Annotated in this window: 14 protein-coding genes; 4 read left to right on the forward strand and 10 right to left on the reverse strand. The window is 59.7% G+C overall.

Going from position 1 to position 17,450, the window contains the following annotated elements:
• Positions 1 to 2: 2 nt before the first annotated feature.
• The 3 genes from rplM to BMY55_RS09560 all read right to left on the reverse strand — a co-directional run bounded on the left by rplM (position 3) and on the right by BMY55_RS09560 (position 2,090).
• Positions 3 to 467, reverse strand: coding sequence for a 50S ribosomal protein L13 (rplM, locus tag BMY55_RS09550; protein WP_091430218.1), 465 nt, complete (start codon positions 465 to 467; stop codon positions 3 to 5).
• A gap of 147 nt (positions 468 to 614) precedes the next feature.
• Entirely contained in the window at positions 615 to 1,613 is a 999-nt protein-coding gene (locus BMY55_RS09555; protein ID WP_091430221.1) for an SLAC1 anion channel family protein, read from the reverse strand.
• A 51-nt stretch (positions 1,614 to 1,664) separates the two neighbouring features.
• A complete protein-coding gene (locus BMY55_RS09560; RefSeq protein ID WP_091430223.1) occupies positions 1,665 to 2,090 on the reverse strand; it encodes a PaaI family thioesterase in 426 nt (141 codons plus the stop codon).
• A gap of 57 nt (positions 2,091 to 2,147) precedes the next feature.
• Between BMY55_RS09560 and BMY55_RS09565 the strand changes: the two genes are divergently transcribed.
• From BMY55_RS09565 to typA, 3 genes are all read left to right on the forward strand, one after another.
• On the forward strand, positions 2,148 to 2,945 hold the full coding sequence (locus BMY55_RS09565) for an enoyl-CoA hydratase (RefSeq protein WP_091430225.1): 798 nt from the start codon (positions 2,148 to 2,150) through the stop codon (positions 2,943 to 2,945).
• Positions 2,946 to 2,967: 22 nt separating this feature from the next.
• Positions 2,968 to 3,297 (forward strand): DMT family transporter, encoded by a 330-nt coding sequence (locus tag BMY55_RS09570; protein ID WP_091430227.1) that lies wholly within the window; start codon positions 2,968 to 2,970, stop codon positions 3,295 to 3,297.
• 126 nt (positions 3,298 to 3,423) lie between these two features.
• Positions 3,424 to 5,247, forward strand: a complete 1,824-nt coding sequence (typA, locus tag BMY55_RS09575) for a translational GTPase TypA (RefSeq protein ID WP_091430229.1) — start codon at positions 3,424 to 3,426, stop codon at positions 5,245 to 5,247.
• 246 nt (positions 5,248 to 5,493) lie between these two features.
• On the opposite strand, the gene BMY55_RS09580 is transcribed toward typA, so the two are convergent.
• The 6 genes from BMY55_RS09580 to guaB form a co-directional block, all read right to left on the reverse strand.
• Entirely contained in the window at positions 5,494 to 5,781 is a 288-nt protein-coding gene (locus tag BMY55_RS09580) for a DUF1330 domain-containing protein (RefSeq protein ID WP_091430231.1), read from the reverse strand.
• Between the two features lie 79 nt (positions 5,782 to 5,860).
• Positions 5,861 to 8,506 (reverse strand): alanine--tRNA ligase, encoded by a 2,646-nt coding sequence (gene alaS, locus BMY55_RS09585; RefSeq protein WP_091430233.1) that lies wholly within the window; start codon positions 8,504 to 8,506, stop codon positions 5,861 to 5,863.
• A 127-nt stretch (positions 8,507 to 8,633) separates the two neighbouring features.
• Positions 8,634 to 9,710 carry a recombinase RecA gene (gene recA, locus BMY55_RS09590; RefSeq protein WP_091430235.1) on the reverse strand — a complete coding sequence of 359 codons (1,077 nt, stop codon included), beginning with the start codon at positions 9,708 to 9,710 and terminating at the stop codon, positions 8,634 to 8,636.
• Positions 9,711 to 9,917: 207 nt separating this feature from the next.
• Positions 9,918 to 12,434, reverse strand: coding sequence for a hybrid sensor histidine kinase/response regulator (locus BMY55_RS09595; protein WP_245744703.1), 2,517 nt, complete (start codon positions 12,432 to 12,434; stop codon positions 9,918 to 9,920).
• Between the two features lie 105 nt (positions 12,435 to 12,539).
• On the reverse strand, positions 12,540 to 13,700 hold the full coding sequence (locus BMY55_RS09600; RefSeq protein ID WP_091430237.1) for an RsmB/NOP family class I SAM-dependent RNA methyltransferase: 1,161 nt from the start codon (positions 13,698 to 13,700) through the stop codon (positions 12,540 to 12,542).
• A gap of 48 nt (positions 13,701 to 13,748) precedes the next feature.
• Positions 13,749 to 15,197: an IMP dehydrogenase gene (gene guaB, locus BMY55_RS09605; protein WP_091430238.1), complete on the reverse strand. Its 1,449-nt coding sequence runs from the start codon at positions 15,195 to 15,197 to the stop codon at positions 13,749 to 13,751.
• A gap of 197 nt (positions 15,198 to 15,394) precedes the next feature.
• Between guaB and BMY55_RS09610 the strand changes: the two genes are divergently transcribed.
• A complete protein-coding gene (locus BMY55_RS09610; protein WP_091430239.1) occupies positions 15,395 to 16,213 on the forward strand; it encodes an isocitrate lyase/PEP mutase family protein in 819 nt (272 codons plus the stop codon).
• Positions 16,214 to 16,219: 6 nt separating this feature from the next.
• On the opposite strand, the gene BMY55_RS09615 is transcribed toward BMY55_RS09610, so the two are convergent.
• Positions 16,220 to 17,389 carry an FAD-dependent monooxygenase gene (locus tag BMY55_RS09615; protein ID WP_091430240.1) on the reverse strand — a complete coding sequence of 390 codons (1,170 nt, stop codon included), beginning with the start codon at positions 17,387 to 17,389 and terminating at the stop codon, positions 16,220 to 16,222.
• Between the last annotated feature and the right edge of the window lie 61 nt (positions 17,390 to 17,450).

A 17,450-nucleotide genomic window follows, 5' to 3' on the forward strand; every position in this document is an offset into this window, starting at 1 on the left:
GATCAGCCCTCACGCGTGTTTTTGGAGTTCATGGATTTGACATCCAGCACTTCGGGGCTTTGCGCCTCGTGGGGGTGCTCGGCACCGGCATAGACGCGCAGATTGGTCATCTGCTTGCGGCTCAGCGGACCGCCCGGCAGCATACGCTGCACGGCTTTGGTCAGCAGACGCTCGGGATGGGCACCCTCAAGTATCTGGCCTGCTGTGCGGGATTTGATGCCGCCCGGATAACCGGTGTGCCAGTAGTGCACTTTGTCGGTGCGCTTCTTGCCGGTCATTTGAACTTTATCGGCATTGATCACGATGACATTGTCACCCATGTCCATATGCGGTGTGAACGAGGCTTTGTGTTTGCCACGAAGACGCGTTGCGATGATCGACGCAAGACGACCCAGCACGACGCCTTCAGCGTCGATGATGATCCATTTCTTGTCGATATCTGCAGGCGTTGCAGAGAAGGTTTTCATTGATTCAGCCCTGATTGGGTTTCGGATGGGCTGGTTTTAGTGATTTTAGCCCGGCGGTCAAGCGAAGTTATTCGCTAAAATACACGCCTAAACAAAGGGTTAGAATTATGGTAATATATTACCCCACAAAAAACGCCCCGTTCCCGCCTATTCTGGTCGGCAAACCTCGCCCCGTGCGATTGCTTGCCCTGTGCGCAATACAAGACCAGCGACCATAAGAACCAGAAAAATCAGGATCAAAACCCCCAGGGTTTGGTGTCCACGCGATCCATCCAATTGCGAAAAGCGGAAGGACGCGATCGAGAGCGCGGCCAGCGGAAAGCTCAAGGCCCACCAGCTGAGCGCAAAGGGAAGTTTGGTCAGTTTCGACACCTGTGCGACCACCAGTATTGCAAAGATATAGCCCGCATTCAGCAATATGCGCGCAAAGCCATCGACTGTCCCGGTCATGCTGACATAGGCCAGAAATGCGACGGCGGGCGGTGCGATCAGGATCACCATCGTCGGAAAAAGCCGGGCCGCCATGGGGTCGTGGAAGATCAATCGGTTCATAACCAATGTCAGCAATACGATCCAAAAGATGATACCGCCGGAAAAAAACAGCCACGAAGTTTCGATATACCCGATGCGGGCACCAAGGATGGGCACAATCACGTTGCCGACGGCAGGAATGAACCACGCCGGAGTCAGGTGTCCGACCTGAAAACTGCGATGACTGATCCAGCCCGTCACGACCGCAATGGTCAGAACGCCCTGTCCCGCCACACCGGCGAGCCAGATCCAGGTGGCCAGTGTTTCATCATAGGGAAAGATCGCTGTCGCCACCAAAAGCAGCGATACCGTGATCGTCGGGAAGAAGGCAATTTTCACCGGGTGATGCCATTCCTCGGCGACCATCGCCGGATAACGCAGGGCCTTGGCGACGTAGATCCCCGCAATCACCAGAAAAACCGCGATTGCGATCAGTAAAACAAGGGATGACGCCTGGGCCAGCCACGGTGCCGCCGGGGCGCCCGCATGCAGGGTCAGCGCCAATCCGACCAGCCCCATGACAATCGCAAAGAAGGTAACGGGAAACTGGGCGAGCCGACTGTGTTCGGCTGGAGGCGTGATGGGATCCGGGTCGCTGGAAATATGTTGGGACATAGGGGCCTCGTCGCTTGGGTTCGTTTTTGGTGCGCCAATCCCCGCCGCCGGTCAAGTCCGTTCCGGCGGGATCGAATAGGTCAAGCTGGCGCGGGCAACAGGCGCGTCGTTGCCCTCTGAGTGGATCAACACATCCCCGACCGCCAGAACCCGTCCCAGTTTGTGTAAACGTGCGTGGGCGACAAGACTGGTGTTGGCCGCGGGTTTGCGCATGAAATCAATCGAGCAATTGGTAGTGACGGCCAGCGCCTTTGGTCCGATCATCGCAAGGATCGCCAGATAGATCGACACATCCGCCAATGCAAACATCGTCGGCCCCGACACCGTGCCACCGGGACGCAGATGTTTGTCGCCGATCCGGGTGCGCACTGTGATCTGCATCGGAGCGACATCTGCGATCTCGAAATCCGGCGCGACTTGGGGAAACGCTTCCTCCAGGAAGGATTGAAGCTGGTCGCGCGACATTTTCAACTGCATGGTTTCCCCTCGTGATTTTCCCGCCTATCGTGGGCCAGAATATTGAGGGAGGACAAGATGGCAGACCCACTATTGATCCGTGAGGACGCAGCGTCAGTTGCACGTTTGACCCTGAACAACCCCGGTGCGTTGAACGCGTTGTCGGATGCGATGCTGGCTGCGCTGAAAGCCGAGTTCGAGGCGTTGGCGCAGGACGACACGATCCGCGCCGTGGTGATCGCTGGTGCAGGCAAAGTGTTCTGCGCAGGTCATGACTTGAAAGAGATGACTGCCGGGCGGCAAGCCGAAGACGGTGGGGCTGCCTATTTCAATGACTTGTTCGATCGCTGCGCCGAGGTCATGTGCATGATCCCCCGCCTGCCCCAACCGGTCATTGCCGAGGCCCATGGCATCGCAACAGCGGCCGGTTGTCAGTTGCTGGCGACCTGCGACATGGCCGTGGCGGCCGAGGGCACGCGGTTTGGGGTGAATGGCGTCAATATCGGGCTGTTTTGCTCGACCCCCATGGTGGCGCTGACCCGCAACGTGCCGCGCAAGGTCGCGTTTGAAATGCTGACCACGGGCGAATTCATCGACGCTGCGCGCGCACGCGAGATCGGGCTGGTAAACCGCGTCGTCCCGCACGAAAACTTGCGCGCGGCCACAGATGAACTGGCACAATCCGTGGCTTCGAAGCTGGGCGCTGCGGTCAAGATCGGCAAAGCGGGGTTTTATGATCAGGCCGATATGTCACTGGAGGCGGCCTATGCGTTTGCGGGTGGGGCGATGGTTGAAAACATGATGCTGCGCGACACCGAAGAAGGGATCAGCGCCTTCATCGAAAAACGCAAGCCAGACTGGGACCGGTCCCGCTAGCCCCATTCCACGAGGTCATATCATGCCATACCTGATCCTGTTCTTCGCCGTGCTTGCCGAAACCATCGGCACAACCGCGCTGCAAGCCAGCCAGCAATTCAGCCGGTTCTGGCCATCCGTGACCGTCGTCGTCGCCTATGGCATCAGCTTCGTCCTGTTGGGATGGGCGTTGAAATACATGGCGGTCGGTGTGGCCTATGCGATCTGGTCCGGGTTGGGCATCGTGCTCATCGCCTGTATTGGCTACGCGCTGTTTGGGCAGAGGCTCGACCTGCCTGCGCTGATCGGTCTGGCAATGATCCTTGGTGGTATCCTGATCATCCACCTGTTCTCGCAGTCCGCCCAACATTGACACCGCGCCAGTTGCGGCGAGAAAATTAGCAAGAGTTGCTTTTTTGGTGGCGTTCAAACGCCAACCGGGCTATGCGCGCCCCTAACTTCTCATACGTTTGATACGTTCTCCCCTTAAGGTGGCCCTATGGACCTGCGCAATATCGCGATCATCGCACACGTTGACCACGGCAAGACGACCCTTGTTGACGAGCTTTTGAAACAATCCGGCGCGTTCCGGGAAAATCAGGCCGTGGCGGAACGCGCCATGGATTCAAATGACCTGGAGCGTGAGCGCGGCATCACCATTTTCGCCAAACCCACCTCGGTCGAATGGAAAGGCACGCGGATCAACATCGTTGACACGCCCGGCCACGCCGATTTCGGCGGCGAGGTAGAACGGATCCTGTCCATGGTGGACGGTGTTGTGTTGCTGGTTGACGCCGCCGAAGGCCCAATGCCGCAAACAAAATTCGTGACCTCGAAAGCACTCGCCTTGGGCCTGCGCCCCATCGTGGTTCTGAACAAGGTCGACAAGCCGGATGCCGAACCCGATCGTGCTCTGGATGAATGCTTCGATTTGTTCGCCAATCTGGGTGCCGATGATGACCAGCTCGACTTCCCGCACATGTACGCCTCGGGTCGAAACGGCTGGGCGGATGCCGAGTTGGACGGGCCGCGCAAGGATCTGCACGCGCTCTTTAACCTGATCGTGAACCACGTCCCTGCCCCGCGTCAGCTGGCCCATCAGGACGAAGACTTCACCATGCTCGCCACAACGCTGGGTGCTGACCCGTTCGTCGGTCGATTGCTGACCGGACGTGTGGAAACCGGACGTCTCAAGGTTGGTGCGACCGTGCAAGCCCTGTCGCGCATCGGCCAAAAGATCGAGCAGTTTCGCGTCACCCGTATTCAGGCCTTCCGCGGCCTGGGGCAACAGGACATCGACGAAGCCCTTGCGGGCGACATCGTATCGCTCGCGGGCATGTCAAAGGCCACCGTGGCAGACACGATCTGTGCGCTGGCGGTCGATACACCGCTGGATGCCCAGCCTATCGACCCGCCCACCATTACCGTCACCTTCGGCATCAACGACAGCCCACTGGCGGGCCGCGAAGGCAAGAAGGTGCAATCGCGTGTCATCCGCGAACGCCTGATGAAAGAGGCTGAAAGCAACGTTGCCATCAAGATCGCAGACACCCCCGGCGGTGAAGCCTTCGAAGTCTCGGGCCGTGGCGAATTGCAGATGGGCGTTCTGATCGAAAACATGCGCCGCGAAGGGTTCGAGCTGTCGATCTCGCGCCCGCAGGTGATCATGCGTGAAGTCGATGGTGAGACGATGGAACCCATCGAAGAAGTCACCGTTGACGTGGATGATGAATACTCCGGCGTCGTGATCGAAAAACTGACCGGATCGCGCAAAGGCGAAATGACCGAGATGAAGCCCGCAGGCGCAGGCAAGACCCGGATCATCGCCCATGTGCCGTCGCGTGGTCTGATCGGCTATCACGGCGAGTTTCTGACCGACACGCGCGGCACCGGGGTTCTGAACCGCGTGTTCCACGGCTGGGCGCCCCATAAGGGCTCCATTCCAGGCCGTCGCGCAGGTGTCCTGATCTCGATGGAGAACGGCACATCCGTTGCCTATGCGCTTTGGAACCTTGAAGATCGCGGACGCATGTTCATCGGCGCGCAGGAGAATGTGTATCAGGGCATGATCATCGGCGAACACAGCCGCGAAAACGATCTTGAGGTAAACCCACTGAAAGGCAAGAAGCTGACCAACGTGCGCGCCTCGGGCACGGATGAGGCCGTGCGCCTGACCACCCCGATCACCATGTCGCTGGAAGAAGCCATCGCCTATATCGACAATGATGAATTGGTCGAAGTGACGCCGAACTCGATCCGCCTTCGCAAACGGTATCTGGACCCGCACGAGCGGAAACGGCAGGCGCGGTCGTCAGATCAGTAACGACCAACGTCCCATCCTGAAACCGCCCGGCGAACCCGCCGGACCGCGCCGACCCGCCCCGTCAAACCAAAGGTTTGTGACGACAGGGCGGCGGCGCGATTGCCATCTGCTTCGATAACACTCATAAGCTCGAAGAACCGCTTTCGTCGATCCCACGCCCTTTCCCGGAACTCTTTGACCATCCAAGCGACCGTGCTGCCCGCAATCGCAAAAAGCGGTATGATCAGGGAAATCGATGTTAGAGTTTCATTCGTCCGTTTCAACCACCAACAATTCGCGCTCTGACGCCCCGCGCGCGTGGCTCAACGCCTCTTGATATTCGGGCGAGCGATAGCATCCTTCGGCGGCCTCGACGCTTGGGAATTTCGCCACCACATTGCGTGGACGGTCCTTGCCCTCCAGTTGCACATAGCGCCCGCCGCGCGCGATGAAATGGCCGCCGTGTTTCGCAATCGCAGGCCCGGCAAGGGCGGCGTATTTGCCATAGGCCTCTTCATCCGTAACGGTCACATGGGCAATCCAAAGGGCGGGCATCGTGTCTCTCCTGCAATATAAAAAGGCCGCGTAAGTCAGCAGACGATACGCGGCCGATCAGATTTTGCAATGGGGCCTGTCAGCCCGCGATGGCAGCTTCGGCTGCGGCCACAGCGGCTGCGGCACCCGAGAAGTCCAGCCCCCCGCCCTGCGCCAGTTCTGGGCGACCACCGCCACCCTTGCCGCCAAGTGCAGGCACAGCCGCTTTCACAAGGTCAACCGCCGACACACGGTCAGTCATATCCGGCGTCACCCCTGCGGCCACGGCGACCTTGCCGTCATTGTCCGAAATGATCAGAACTGCACCTGATCCAAGCGCATCTTTCTGTTCATTCACAAGCGTTTGCAGGTCTTTCCCGGCGACACCCGTTATGGTCATTGCAAGGAACTTCACGCCACCGATATCCTTGGCCTCCGCCCCTGCCCCCGCGACCTTCGCCAACTCGCGTTTCAACGCTGAAATCTCATTGTTCAGCGCCTTGCGGTCGTCCAACAACGCCTTGACGCGGTCCACAACCTCGTCCGGCTTGGCTTTCAACATGCCTTGCAGCTCCGAGGCGCGCGCGGCTTCTGCTTCGATATAGGCAACAGCAGCCTTGCCGGTCAGTGCTTCGATCCGGCGAATGCCCGCCGCGCTCGCGCCTTCGGACAGGATCACGCATACGCCAATATCACCGGTCTGGCGGACATGAGTGCCACCGCACAGCTCGATGGAATAGGTCTGGCCATCAGTGCCCTTGCCGGTGGGCGAATGACCCATCGAGACGACGCGCACTTCGTCGCCATATTTCTCGCCAAACAGCGCCTGCGCGCCAATCTCGCGCGCGTCATCCGGCGTCATGATCCGTGTTTCGACAGGCGCGTTCTGGCGAATATAGGTGTTCACCTCGCGGGCGATGTTGCTTAACTCCTGCGCCGAAACCGCCTTGTTGTGGCTGAAATCAAAGCGCAAACGATCCGGCGCATTTAACGACCCGCGTTGCGCAACGTGATCACCCAGCTCGTTTCGCAGGGCTTCATGCAGCAGGTGCGTGGCCGAGTGGTTGGCGCGGATCGCCGTGCGGCGCAGGTGTTCAACCGCCAGTTCGGCGCCCTGCCCCGTGGCAATCTCGCCCTCATCCACCTTGGCGAAATGGATGAACACATCCGCGACCTTTTTGGTCTCGGTGATATGGGCCGACCCGGTGTCAGTGCGGATCAGGCCGGTATCGCCCACCTGACCGCCAGCCTCGGCATAAAACGGCGTCTGGTTCACGACAATCTGAACCTCGTCCCCGGATGTGGCCCGATCCGTCAATGCGCCGTCCGCGACAAGTGCCAGAACCTGCCCCTCGGCATGTTCGGTGTCATAGCCCAGAAATTCAGTCACGCCATGCTGTTCGGCCAGATCAAACCAGATGGTCGCATCCGCTGCTTCACCTGACCCCGACCATGCGGCCCGCGCACGCGCTTTTTGCTCTTCCATCGCGGCGTCAAAACCGGCCTGATCCACGCCACGTCCCTTTTCCCGCAGCGCATCCTGCGTCAGATCCAAGGGGAACCCATAGGTGTCATAGAGTTTGAATGCAGTTTCGCCGGGCAGTTCCGCACCTTCGGGCAGGCCTGACACCTCGTCATCCAGCAGTTTCAAACCGCGGTCGAGTGTCTTCTTGAACCGGGTTTCTTCGTTCAGAAGCGTTTCTTCGATCATTGTCTGGGCGCGGCCAAGTTCGGGATAGGCCTGACCCATCTGCGCCACCAATTCGGGCACAAGACGGTGCATTACCGGGTCTTGCGCGCCCAGCAGATGGGCGTGGCGCATCGCGCGGCGCATGATCCGGCGCAGCACATAGCCACGCCCTTCGTTCGAGGGCATCACACCGTCCGCCATCAAAAATGACGTCGAGCGCAAGTGGTCCGCAATCACCCGATGATGCACATTCTGATCGCCATAGGGGGCCACGTTCGTGACATGTGCCGATGCTTCGATCAGCGCTTTGAACAGGTCGGTGTCATAGTTGTCATGGCTGCCTTGTAGCAGCGCGCCGATCCGTTCCAACCCCATGCCGGTGTCGATGGACTGCATGTCCAGCGCCTTCATTGAGCCATCTTCGAACTGTTCATTCTGCATGAAAACGATGTTCCAGATTTCAATGAACCGGTCGCCGTCTTCTTCTGCGCTGCCCGGAGGGCCACCCCAAATGTGATCGCCGTGATCATAGAAAATTTCGGTGCACGGCCCACAGGGACCGGTCGGCCCCATCTGCCAGAAATTGTCGGCCGTATCGATGCGAATGATCCGGTCCTCGGGCACGCCGACCTTTTTCCAGATCCCAAAGGCCTCATCGTCCGTGTGATAGACCGTGGTCAACAGGCGTTTTGGGTCAATCCCAAATTCCCTTGTGATCAGGTTCCACGCAAAGGGGATCGCTTCATCTTTGAAGTAATCTCCGAAACTGAAATTGCCCAGCATTTCGAAAAACGTGTGGTGGCGGGCTGTGTAACCGACATTGTCCAGATCATTATGTTTGCCGCCTGCGCGCACACATTTCTGTGCCGTAGTGGCGCGGGTATAGTCGCGGGTCTCAAGCCCCGTAAACAGGTTCTTGAACTGCACCATGCCCGAATTGACGAACATCAGCGTCGGATCGTTGCGCGGCACAAGGGGCGAGCTGTCCACAACCGTGTGCCCGTTATCTTCGAAATATTTCAAAAAGGTGGAGCGGATGTCGTTAAGGCTGGCCATGATATCTTATCTCTGAATGGGCGTTCACATTCATTTACCTTTGCCAGCCCCCCCTGTCCACAGCCACCGACGCCCAAAAAGAAAAGGCCGGGTTCAGCCCGGCCTTCCCAATATCATGTAGACGAGATCACGCTTCCAAAAGCCCGTCGTCGTCATCATCTTTTTCCGCTTCCGGCATGTCGAAATCCAACCCGTGGGCGGCGCGGATCTTGTCTTCGATCTCAAGCGCGGTGCGGTTGTTTTCGCGCAGATAGGTCTTGGCGTTTTCCCGCCCCTGACCGATCCGTTCGTCACCATAGCTGAACCAGGCGCCGGACTTCTCGACCACGCCAGCTTTCACCCCAAGATCAAGAAGCTCGCCCATTTTCGAGATGCCTTCGCCATACATGATGTCGAATTCAACCTGCTTGAACGGCGGGGCCACCTTGTTCTTGACGACCTTGACGCGGGTTGCGTTGCCGACCACCTCGTCCCGGTCCTTGATCGCGCCGATCCGGCGGATGTCCAGCCGAACCGAGCTGTAGAATTTCAGTGCGTTGCCGCCCGATGTGGTTTCCGGGCTGCCGAACATGACACCGATCTTCATGCGGATCTGGTTTATGAAGATCACTGTGCATTTCGAACGCGAGATCGAGCCGGTCAGTTTGCGCATCGCCTGGCTCATCAACCGGGCTTGCACGCCGACATTGCTGTCGCCCATATCGCCTTCCAATTCGGACCGGGGCGTCAGCGCGGCGACCGAATCGACGACCACCATGCTCACCGCGCCCGACCGCACAAGCGTGTCGACAATCTCAAGCGCCTGTTCGCCCGTATCGGGTTGGCTGATCAGCAGTTCATCCAGATCAACGCCAAGTTTCTTGGCATATTGCGGGTCCAGAGCGTGCTCGGCATCCACGAAGGCACACACACCACCTTTTTTCTGTTCCTCGGCGACACAATGGAGCGTCAACGTGGTCTTGCCCGAGCTTTCGGGGCCGTAAATCTCGACAATGCGGCCTTTTGGCAGCCCGCCGATCCCCAGCGCAATATCCAGCCCCAGCGATCCGGTCGAGGTTGAAGCGATCTCGGCGACGGGATTGTCCGACCCCAGCTTCATGATCGACCCTTTGCCAAATTGTCGTTCGATCTGCGCCAGCGCGCTGTCGAGCGCCTTCTGTTTGTCACCGTCACGTTTCATATCAAAGATATCCGCCGTTGCCATTTGTTATCATCCCTTATTTCACACCCGCGAACGGGCGGCAATCATGCTCGTGTTCTGCTCTTGTTCTCATATGCCGTTATGAGCACAAAATAAGAACATTTCAAGTTATGTTTTCATTATTAAGTTTGACGGGGAATGGTAAGCAAAGGGTTAACGATCAATTTTCAGGTGCGGACAGAGTTGGACACCCTGTCTGTTATGTCGGCATCAGTGCAGTTGTCTTTGCACCGTCGCGGTCAGATCGGTCAGAGAGAACGGCTTGGGCAAAAACACGGAATTGGGAATGCGTGACTGATGTTCAGATACCGAATCTTCAGCGTAACCTGATACGAACACAACCTTCACACCCGGCCGATCCTCCAGCGCCTTTGCCACCCAAGTCGGGCCATCCATACCGGGCATGATGACATCGGTGACAAAGACATCAACCGACAATGTCGTGTCTTCCAGTGTTTTCAGGGCTTCCTCGGCATTCTCGGCCTCCAGCACCGTGAACCCCCTCATTCGCAAAGCACGCGACGCGAAGGCGCGCACCGGAGCTTCGTCTTCCACCAGCAAGACGATGTTATCTTTTACGTCGTCCAGGTCGTGAGTGGGTTTGGGAATGGATGCGGTCACGGGCGTCGGGGGCTGCTTTATTGATTGACCCAGAAAACCATCGCTGGCTTGGGACGGTCGGATCGGCCCCTTCAGGGTCACGGTCTCAGCAGCCAGAACGATCTGATCATCAACCGTCAGGGCATCCAACGTGGCCTGAATCTGATCGTCGCCCTGATCATCAATGGCATCCACCTGATCTGCTGAAACCTCTTCACCCGGCACGTCTTGCTCGTCGCTCTCCTGACACACCGGGAAATACAGCGTGAAAGTCGATCCGGCACCGGGGATTGAATCGACAAAGATAAACCCGCCCATCTGCTTCACGATGCCATAGGCCATCGACAGCCCAAGACCGGTGCCTTTACCTGCCCCTTTCGTGGTGAAGAACGGCTCGAATATCTTGCTGAGCTTGTCGGCGGGAATGCCCGTGCCCTGGTCGATCACACGGATCGTGACATAATCGCCAGCCGGCACGGTTGCCCGGTCGCGGTGCATCGCCTGCTCCACTGTGACATTTCGGGTTTCGACACGGATTTCGCCACCATCCTGCATGGCGTCGCGGGCGTTGACCACAAGGTTCATGATCACCTGATCCAATTGGCGGCGGTCGGCACGGATCGGCATCAGATTGCGGTCGTGATCCAGATCGAGCGACACTTTCTCGCCGACCAGACGGTTGAGCAGATGTGTCAGATCCGAAAGAGACTCGGTCAGGGCCAATTTTTCGGGGCACAAGGTTTGCTTGCGCGAAAAGGCCAGCAATTGGCGCACAAGTGCCGCGGCGCGATTGGCATTCTGATGGATTTGCGACAGGTCTGAATATTCAGGATCGTTTTCATCGCGACCCAGCAACAGAAGATCACAATGCCCCGAAATGGCCGTCAGCAAATTGTTGAAATCATGCGCCACACCACCAGCCAGCTGTCCGATCGCTTCCATTTTCTGGCTCTGAACGAACTGCGCCTCGAGCGTCTTCAGCTCGGTCGCGTCTTGCAACACGGCGACCAGCGCACGGCCCGCCTCATCCGCGACCTGCCCCAGAGAGATTTGCAGGAACACATCCTCATCCGGTTTCACCGCGCGCACGACCTCAGCCCGCCCGAGATGCCGCCCGGCATGCGCCTCACGCAGCCATTCGGACACCGGGCGCCCCAATCCTTCGACCTGATCTGCCAGTTGCGTGCCGATGGCGTTTTCATCGCCCAAGAGCCCGCGCGCGCGACGATTGGCCATGATGATCGCACCCGTTGTGTCCAACTTGATCAACGGCACTGGCAGGCTTTCGATAAAGGCCCATTCTTCATTGGTAATGGCGGGACCGGCCGGTGGCGGAAGAAGATAGATCTCCCGCCTGCCGGCGCTGATCTCCAACTCGCAAACAAACGCGGGCACAGGACCATTCTTGGCCGAAACCTGCATCACCGCCCCTGCCTTTAGGGGCAATTCCGTAAACACGCGGTCCAGAGTGGTTTCGCGGCCGCCCAACAAGCGGCGAGCGGATTCATTCATAAACAGAATGGTGCCGGATTTCGACACGATCATCATTGGAAGGCTGATATGTTCGCCGGTGCGCCCGCCCTGTCCGCGTTCGCCAAATTCTTCCAACCGCCACAGGAACCCGCTGCCGGCAAGTGTGTGCACCGAAAGCCGCACATGTCCGCGCCTCAAGACGACATCTTCGCAGGCCGCCCCCTTGGCCTGGGCTTTGTTTTGCAACCGAAACAGAACCGAAGCAGGCGCTGCAAACATGTCGTTCACAGTGCTGGCCAAGGTCGCCCCGAGCTGTTGTCCGAAAGCCGCGGTCGCGGCGACATTCTGATAGCGGATCATCCCGTCGGCATCGGTTGCAAAAGTGGCCGCGCCGTCACGATCGGCAAACCGCTTCACGGTTCGAAACATCGTTCTTTGCTGGCGGTGGTGATGCGCAGTCAACACCGTGACGGTCAACGCGAGTGACAGAAAGGTCAGCCCGATCAGCAACAGGGTCAACCCCGCCACCGGCAAGCTAACGAACCAGGCCGCACCGACAGAAAGCACCGCAAGAGAGAGCAAGTATCCGACCCGCTGCGATAAGCGCAGGGCGATTTCGGTCAATGGATTGGACGACAAGTCAGCGTACGACACAGAGATCCCCTTTTTCAGAATCGGCCCCCCGGTTATTGCCCGTGGTCGGTTAAGCGCCGATTAATGAGATCTAGGTTAACAACCTGTGATTGTCTTTGCCAAGCCCTACATTCGCTTTAGTCGCGCAACATAGAACCCATCGCCGCCGTCGAGAGGCGAAAACTGGGCTTCGAGGTCGATGGCGAAGCCGGACTGTTCTGCTATGAACCAATTCACTTGCGCCCGGTTCTCAGCATCCAGTAGCGAACAGGTCGCATAGGCAATCGCCCCGTCGGGTGCAGTTTGGGTCGGAAGCTGCGACAAAACCGTCTGCTGGGTATCCAAGAGGCCGGCGAACCTTTCACGCGTCATCAGCCATTTTCCCTGCGGTGCACGACGCCATGATCCGCTACCGGAACAGGGCGCGTCGGCAAACACCAGATCGAACGTCCCGAAATCACCCAGCCTGTCCGGTGTGGCAATCTGGATTTGGCATCCCGCCCGCTTAGCCCGCGCCGGAATATCCTTCATCCGTGCAGGCGAAATGTCGTGCGCCACGACTTCGGCCCCGAGAGCGGCCAGCGCCAACGCTTTCCCGCCGCCACCCGCGCAGAAATCCAGAACGCGCAGACCCGGTGCGATCTGCAAGGCCTCGACCACGGCTTGCGAGGCGGCGTCCTGAAGCTCTACCAACCCATCAAGGAAGGCGCGTGAGCTATTGATATTGCGGTGATTTTCCAAAACTTCCAACGCCGTCGAAGCAAGCGGGTGCGGGCGCGTCACGATCCCATCCTCCGCCAATTGGCTCTGCGCCTGATCCAAGTTTGCGCGGGCACTGTTGACCCGTAGGAAGACGGGCGCGCGGTGGCGCAGCGCCTCCAGCACGTCATCTGACCTGTCACCAAGACTTTGATCGAAGTGGGGCAGCATCCAGTCCGGACAATCAAGGCGCGCGGCGCGCGAGAGGTCGCCGCCGGACACGCGTTCCTGATCGGCCAGAACTGCGGGGGCGTGGCCTACACCTGTGAACAGCGTGTCGGGGTCGATCCCCTGTCCCCGCAAAAGACCGATCATGACCGCACGACCCGTCATTCCGCCACCCAAACCAGCCGAAGAACGCAACCGCCGAAGCGCGTCAAACACGTGGTCACGGATCGCCGCGCGGTCTTTCGACCCTGCAAAACGATGCCCCCGCGCCCAGCCGGTCAGGGCTTGTTCCGCCGGAGTGCCAGAAAGATGGATATCAAGGATGTCGATGGCCGCTGCGACGCGGGCGCCGGGCGTCACCGCCCTGCTCCGAAAACATTAACAAAGCGCCACAACCTCATGATATTCCTATCCAATACGATAGTTTGGACTTTCGCGAGTGATCTGCACATCATGCACGTGGCTTTCTTTCAGACCTGCCCCGGTGATCTTCACGAATTGACAGTTCTTGCGCATCTCGGCCACGGTGGCGCAACCGGTGTACCCCATCGCCGCCCGCAAACCGCCGACCAATTGGTGAATGACAGCCCCGGCACTACCTTTATACGGCACCTGGCCTTCGATGCCTTCCGGCACCAGCTTGTCGGACGCTGCGTCCTTCTGGAAATAGCGATCGGCCGAGCCGCGCGCCATAGCGCCCAGCGATCCCATCCCGCGATAGGCTTTGAACGAGCGGCCCTGATACAAGATCACCTCGCCGGGGCTTTCATCGGTGCCCGCGATCATCGAACCGACCATCGCGCAGCTTGCGCCCGCGGCGATGGCCTTGGCGAAATCGCCCGAAAACTTGATGCCGCCATCGGCGATCACCGGCACGTCCCCCGCCGCCGCCGCGCAATCCCCGATCGCAGTCAGTTGGGGCACACCGACACCAGCAACCATCCGCGTCGTGCAGATGGACCCCGGACCGATCCCCACCTTCACCGCGTCGGCACCTGCGTCGATCAGGGCGCGGGTGGCCGCCCCGGTTGCGACGTTGCCTGCAATGACCTGAACGCTGTTCGACTGCGCCTTGATCCGCTTCACCGCCTCGATCACCCCTTCGGAATGGCCATGCGCCGTATCCACGACGACGATATCCACGCCTGCGTCAATCAGGGCTTCGGAGCGCGCAAAGCCACTGTCGCCGACCGAACTGGCCGCCGCAACCCGCAAGCGACCAAGGTCATCTTTGCAGGCCGTAGGGTTCAACACCGCTTGCTCGGTGTCTTTCAAGGTCAGAAGCCCGGTCAGCTTGCCTTCGCCATTCGTCACCAACAGCTTTTCGATCCGGCGGGCTTTCATCAGGCTTTTCGCCTCTTCCAACTCGGCTGGTTCTTGCAACATGGCAAGGTTGTCGGACGTCATCATCACCTTTACCGGTGTGTTGTCATCGGTGGCAAAGCGCATGTCGCGATTGGTGACGATCCCCACCACGCGGCCCTTTTCGTCGACCACGGGAAAACCTGTGACGCGATACCGGTCCTGCAACAGTTTGGCGTCGGCCAGCGTCTGGTCGGGCGTCAGCGTGATCGGATTATAGACGATGCCGCTTTCAAACCGCTTCACGCGGCGCACCTGCTCGGCCTGTTGGTCGAGGTCGAGGTTCTTGTGAATGACGCCCATGCCGCCGGCCTGCGCCATGGCGATGGCCATGCGGGCCTCGGTCACGGTGTCCATGGCCGAGCTGAGCAGCGGGATGTTCATGGCAATCGACCGCGTCACGAATGTCGTCGTGTTTGCGGTGGACGGCAGCACATTGCTGGCGGCCGGAACCAGAAGGACGTCGTCGAAAGTGAGCGCCTCGCGAATCTCCATGGGCTTTCTCCTCGGGAGTGTTCGTTTGGCACGTCCCTATCTCATGGAGCGGGCGGTTTGGAAAGGGGAACGCCCGACATTTCTGCGCTTTGCCGGAAAAATCGCGATTGTCCACCAATGAGACAACGTTTGACAACCCAACGCGGGCAAGAAAAGCTTGCTTCAACACTGTCAGCAGGTGGATCGGAGACAGGCCAATGAATGATCAGAACCGCGGGGCTGCGTTTCGCGTCCTGCACCAAAAGGGAAATCCGTTTATTCTGGCCAATGCCTGGGACATTGGCAGCGCCAAAATGCTCGCGGGTTTTGGGGCGCAGGCCATTGGCACCTCGTCCGCCGCGCATGCCTTCACTCTGGGGCGTCCCGATATGGGTCATGTCAGCCGGGAGGAGGCATTGGCCCATGCGCAGGATCTGGTCGCCGCCGTGACCATTCCGGTGTCCGGCGATTTCGAAAACGGCTTTGGCGATGATCCCGACACTTGCGCCGAAACCGTGCGCCTGTCTTACCAGGCGGGACTGGCGGGTATCTCGATCGAGGATACCGCCTTGCCCGCAGCCACGCCATATGATCGCCCGTTTGCCATCGAACGGATCAAGGCCGCCGCCGCCGCCGCCCGCGCCCTGCCCGGCGATTTCATCCTTGTGGCGCGGGCCGATGGGGTGATGAACGGGCAGTATGATCTGGAAGAAGCGCTAGCCCGGATTGCCGGGTACGAAGCTTCTGGGGCGGATTGCGTCTATGTCCCCTTTCCCGGCACGTTGGCGGATCAGGCGCTGGTCTGTGCGGCCACAAAGCTGCCGGTCAATGCGCTGGCGGCAGGACCAATGTCGCAGGCTGGTCGCGCCGATCTGGCACAGGCGGGTGTGGCGCGTATATCGCTTGGATCAGCGCTGGCTCGCGTGACCCACCGTGTCATCCACGACGCGGCGCAGGCCATGTTTGAAACCGGGGATTTTTCGATGTTGGGCACGGGGATGCCGGGCAGCGAGGTCGATGCGCTGTTGCAATCCTGACGGCTGCTAGATCCGCGTCACATCGGCGTCATAGATCCAGCGGAACCGATTGAACACCTGTTGCGGGGCCAGTCGTCCGGCCAGCCGCAATGCCCCGTGCCCCACGCGCCGCGCAAGCGGGTTGGCATAGTGGTAATTGCGGGCGTTCTTGCCCGCCGCCGCCACGATCTTCTCGCAGCGGTCGCGGCGCAGAGACTGATAACGTTGCGGTCCCGCGTCCAGCCCGTCGCGATCCAGACAGGCCGCAAGCACCCACGCATCTTCGATTGCCATAACCGCGCCCTGCGCCATGAAGGGCAAGGTCGGGTGGGCCGCATCCCCCAGAAGTGCGCAATGGCCATAGTGCCAGTTCAACGCCACCGGATGGCGGAACAATCCCCACAGATGCGCCGTCTCGACCCGCTCCAGAAGCGCTTGGGCATCGTCGCAGAAGCCGCTGAACGCCGCACGCAGGTTGTCGGGGTCATCGTGATGGTTCCACCCCTCGTCTGCCCATGCGCTGCGCTCTTCGACTGCGACAAGGTTCACCATCGTGCCATTGCGCAACGGATAAGTCACCAAATGCCGTCCGGGGCCCATGAACACCGTCGCCTCGGCGGGTTCCCTGCCGGTCGCGGGCACAGTCGCGCGCCACGCCACCTGCCCGGTGAAGAAGGGCGCGCGAGCCCCGTTCATTGCGCTGTGGACGACGGATCGCAACCCATCGGCACCGATAAGAAACGCCATCTCCTGCGCCGGTTCGCCTGTGACTTTCACGCGCGCCGTGGTCAGGCTGGGTGTGACGCGCTCGACCCGCGTCCCGCACTGGATTGCCACCCCGGCATCGCGCGCGGCTTCCGCCAGAAGATCAATCAGATCGGCGCGATGAAACAGCAAGAAGCTCGCGCCCGGAGCCACTTTCTCGAAGTTGAAATCAATCACTTCGTGACCCGAGACACCATCGCGCAGCCAGACCCCGGTGCCCCGCACGGCACGGGCACGGGCCGCGTCGCCCAGACCCAGCGCATCCAGAACGCGCACGCCATTGGGACTGATTTGCAGCCCTGCGCCCACCTCGGTTATCTCAGGGGCTTGCTCCAACACGGTGACGTTCGCGCCGCGTTGCGCCAAGGCCACGGCCGCCGTCAGCCCGCCGATCCCTGCTCCAAGGATGGTGACGTTCTGTCCTGCGATCATAGCGTTGTGCTCCTCGGCGGATATTGATCCATTTCACAGTCCGGCTGGTTTGGTGTCATAG

The sequence above is a fragment of the Aliiroseovarius sediminilitoris genome, from assembly GCF_900109955.1.
Taxonomy (GTDB): Bacteria; Pseudomonadota; Alphaproteobacteria; order Rhodobacterales; family Rhodobacteraceae; genus Aliiroseovarius; species Aliiroseovarius sediminilitoris.

Excerpts from the sequence above, each read along its gene's own strand:
- guaB (WP_091430238.1), bottom strand. The coding sequence starts at position 15,197 with ATGGAGATTCGCGAGGCGCTCACTTTCGACGACGTCCTTCTGGTTCCG.
- BMY55_RS09580 (WP_091430231.1), bottom strand. The coding sequence starts at position 5,781 with ATGCCCGCCCTTTGGATTGCCCATGTGACCGTTACGGATGAAGAGGCC.
- BMY55_RS09565 (WP_091430225.1), top strand. The coding sequence starts at position 2,148 with ATGGCAGACCCACTATTGATCCGTGAGGACGCAGCGTCAGTTGCACGT.
- BMY55_RS09615 (WP_091430240.1), bottom strand. The coding sequence starts at position 17,389 with ATGATCGCAGGACAGAACGTCACCATCCTTGGAGCAGGGATCGGCGGG.
- BMY55_RS09610 (WP_091430239.1), top strand. The coding sequence starts at position 15,395 with ATGAATGATCAGAACCGCGGGGCTGCGTTTCGCGTCCTGCACCAAAAG.
- BMY55_RS09560 (WP_091430223.1), bottom strand. The coding sequence starts at position 2,090 with ATGCAGTTGAAAATGTCGCGCGACCAGCTTCAATCCTTCCTGGAGGAA.
- rplM (WP_091430218.1), bottom strand. The coding sequence starts at position 467 with ATGAAAACCTTCTCTGCAACGCCTGCAGATATCGACAAGAAATGGATC.
- recA (WP_091430235.1), bottom strand. The coding sequence starts at position 9,710 with ATGGCAACGGCGGATATCTTTGATATGAAACGTGACGGTGACAAACAG.
- BMY55_RS09570 (WP_091430227.1), top strand. The coding sequence starts at position 2,968 with ATGCCATACCTGATCCTGTTCTTCGCCGTGCTTGCCGAAACCATCGGC.
- typA (WP_091430229.1), top strand. The coding sequence starts at position 3,424 with ATGGACCTGCGCAATATCGCGATCATCGCACACGTTGACCACGGCAAG.
- BMY55_RS09555 (WP_091430221.1), bottom strand. The coding sequence starts at position 1,613 with ATGTCCCAACATATTTCCAGCGACCCGGATCCCATCACGCCTCCAGCC.
- alaS (WP_091430233.1), bottom strand. The coding sequence starts at position 8,506 with ATGGCCAGCCTTAACGACATCCGCTCCACCTTTTTGAAATATTTCGAA.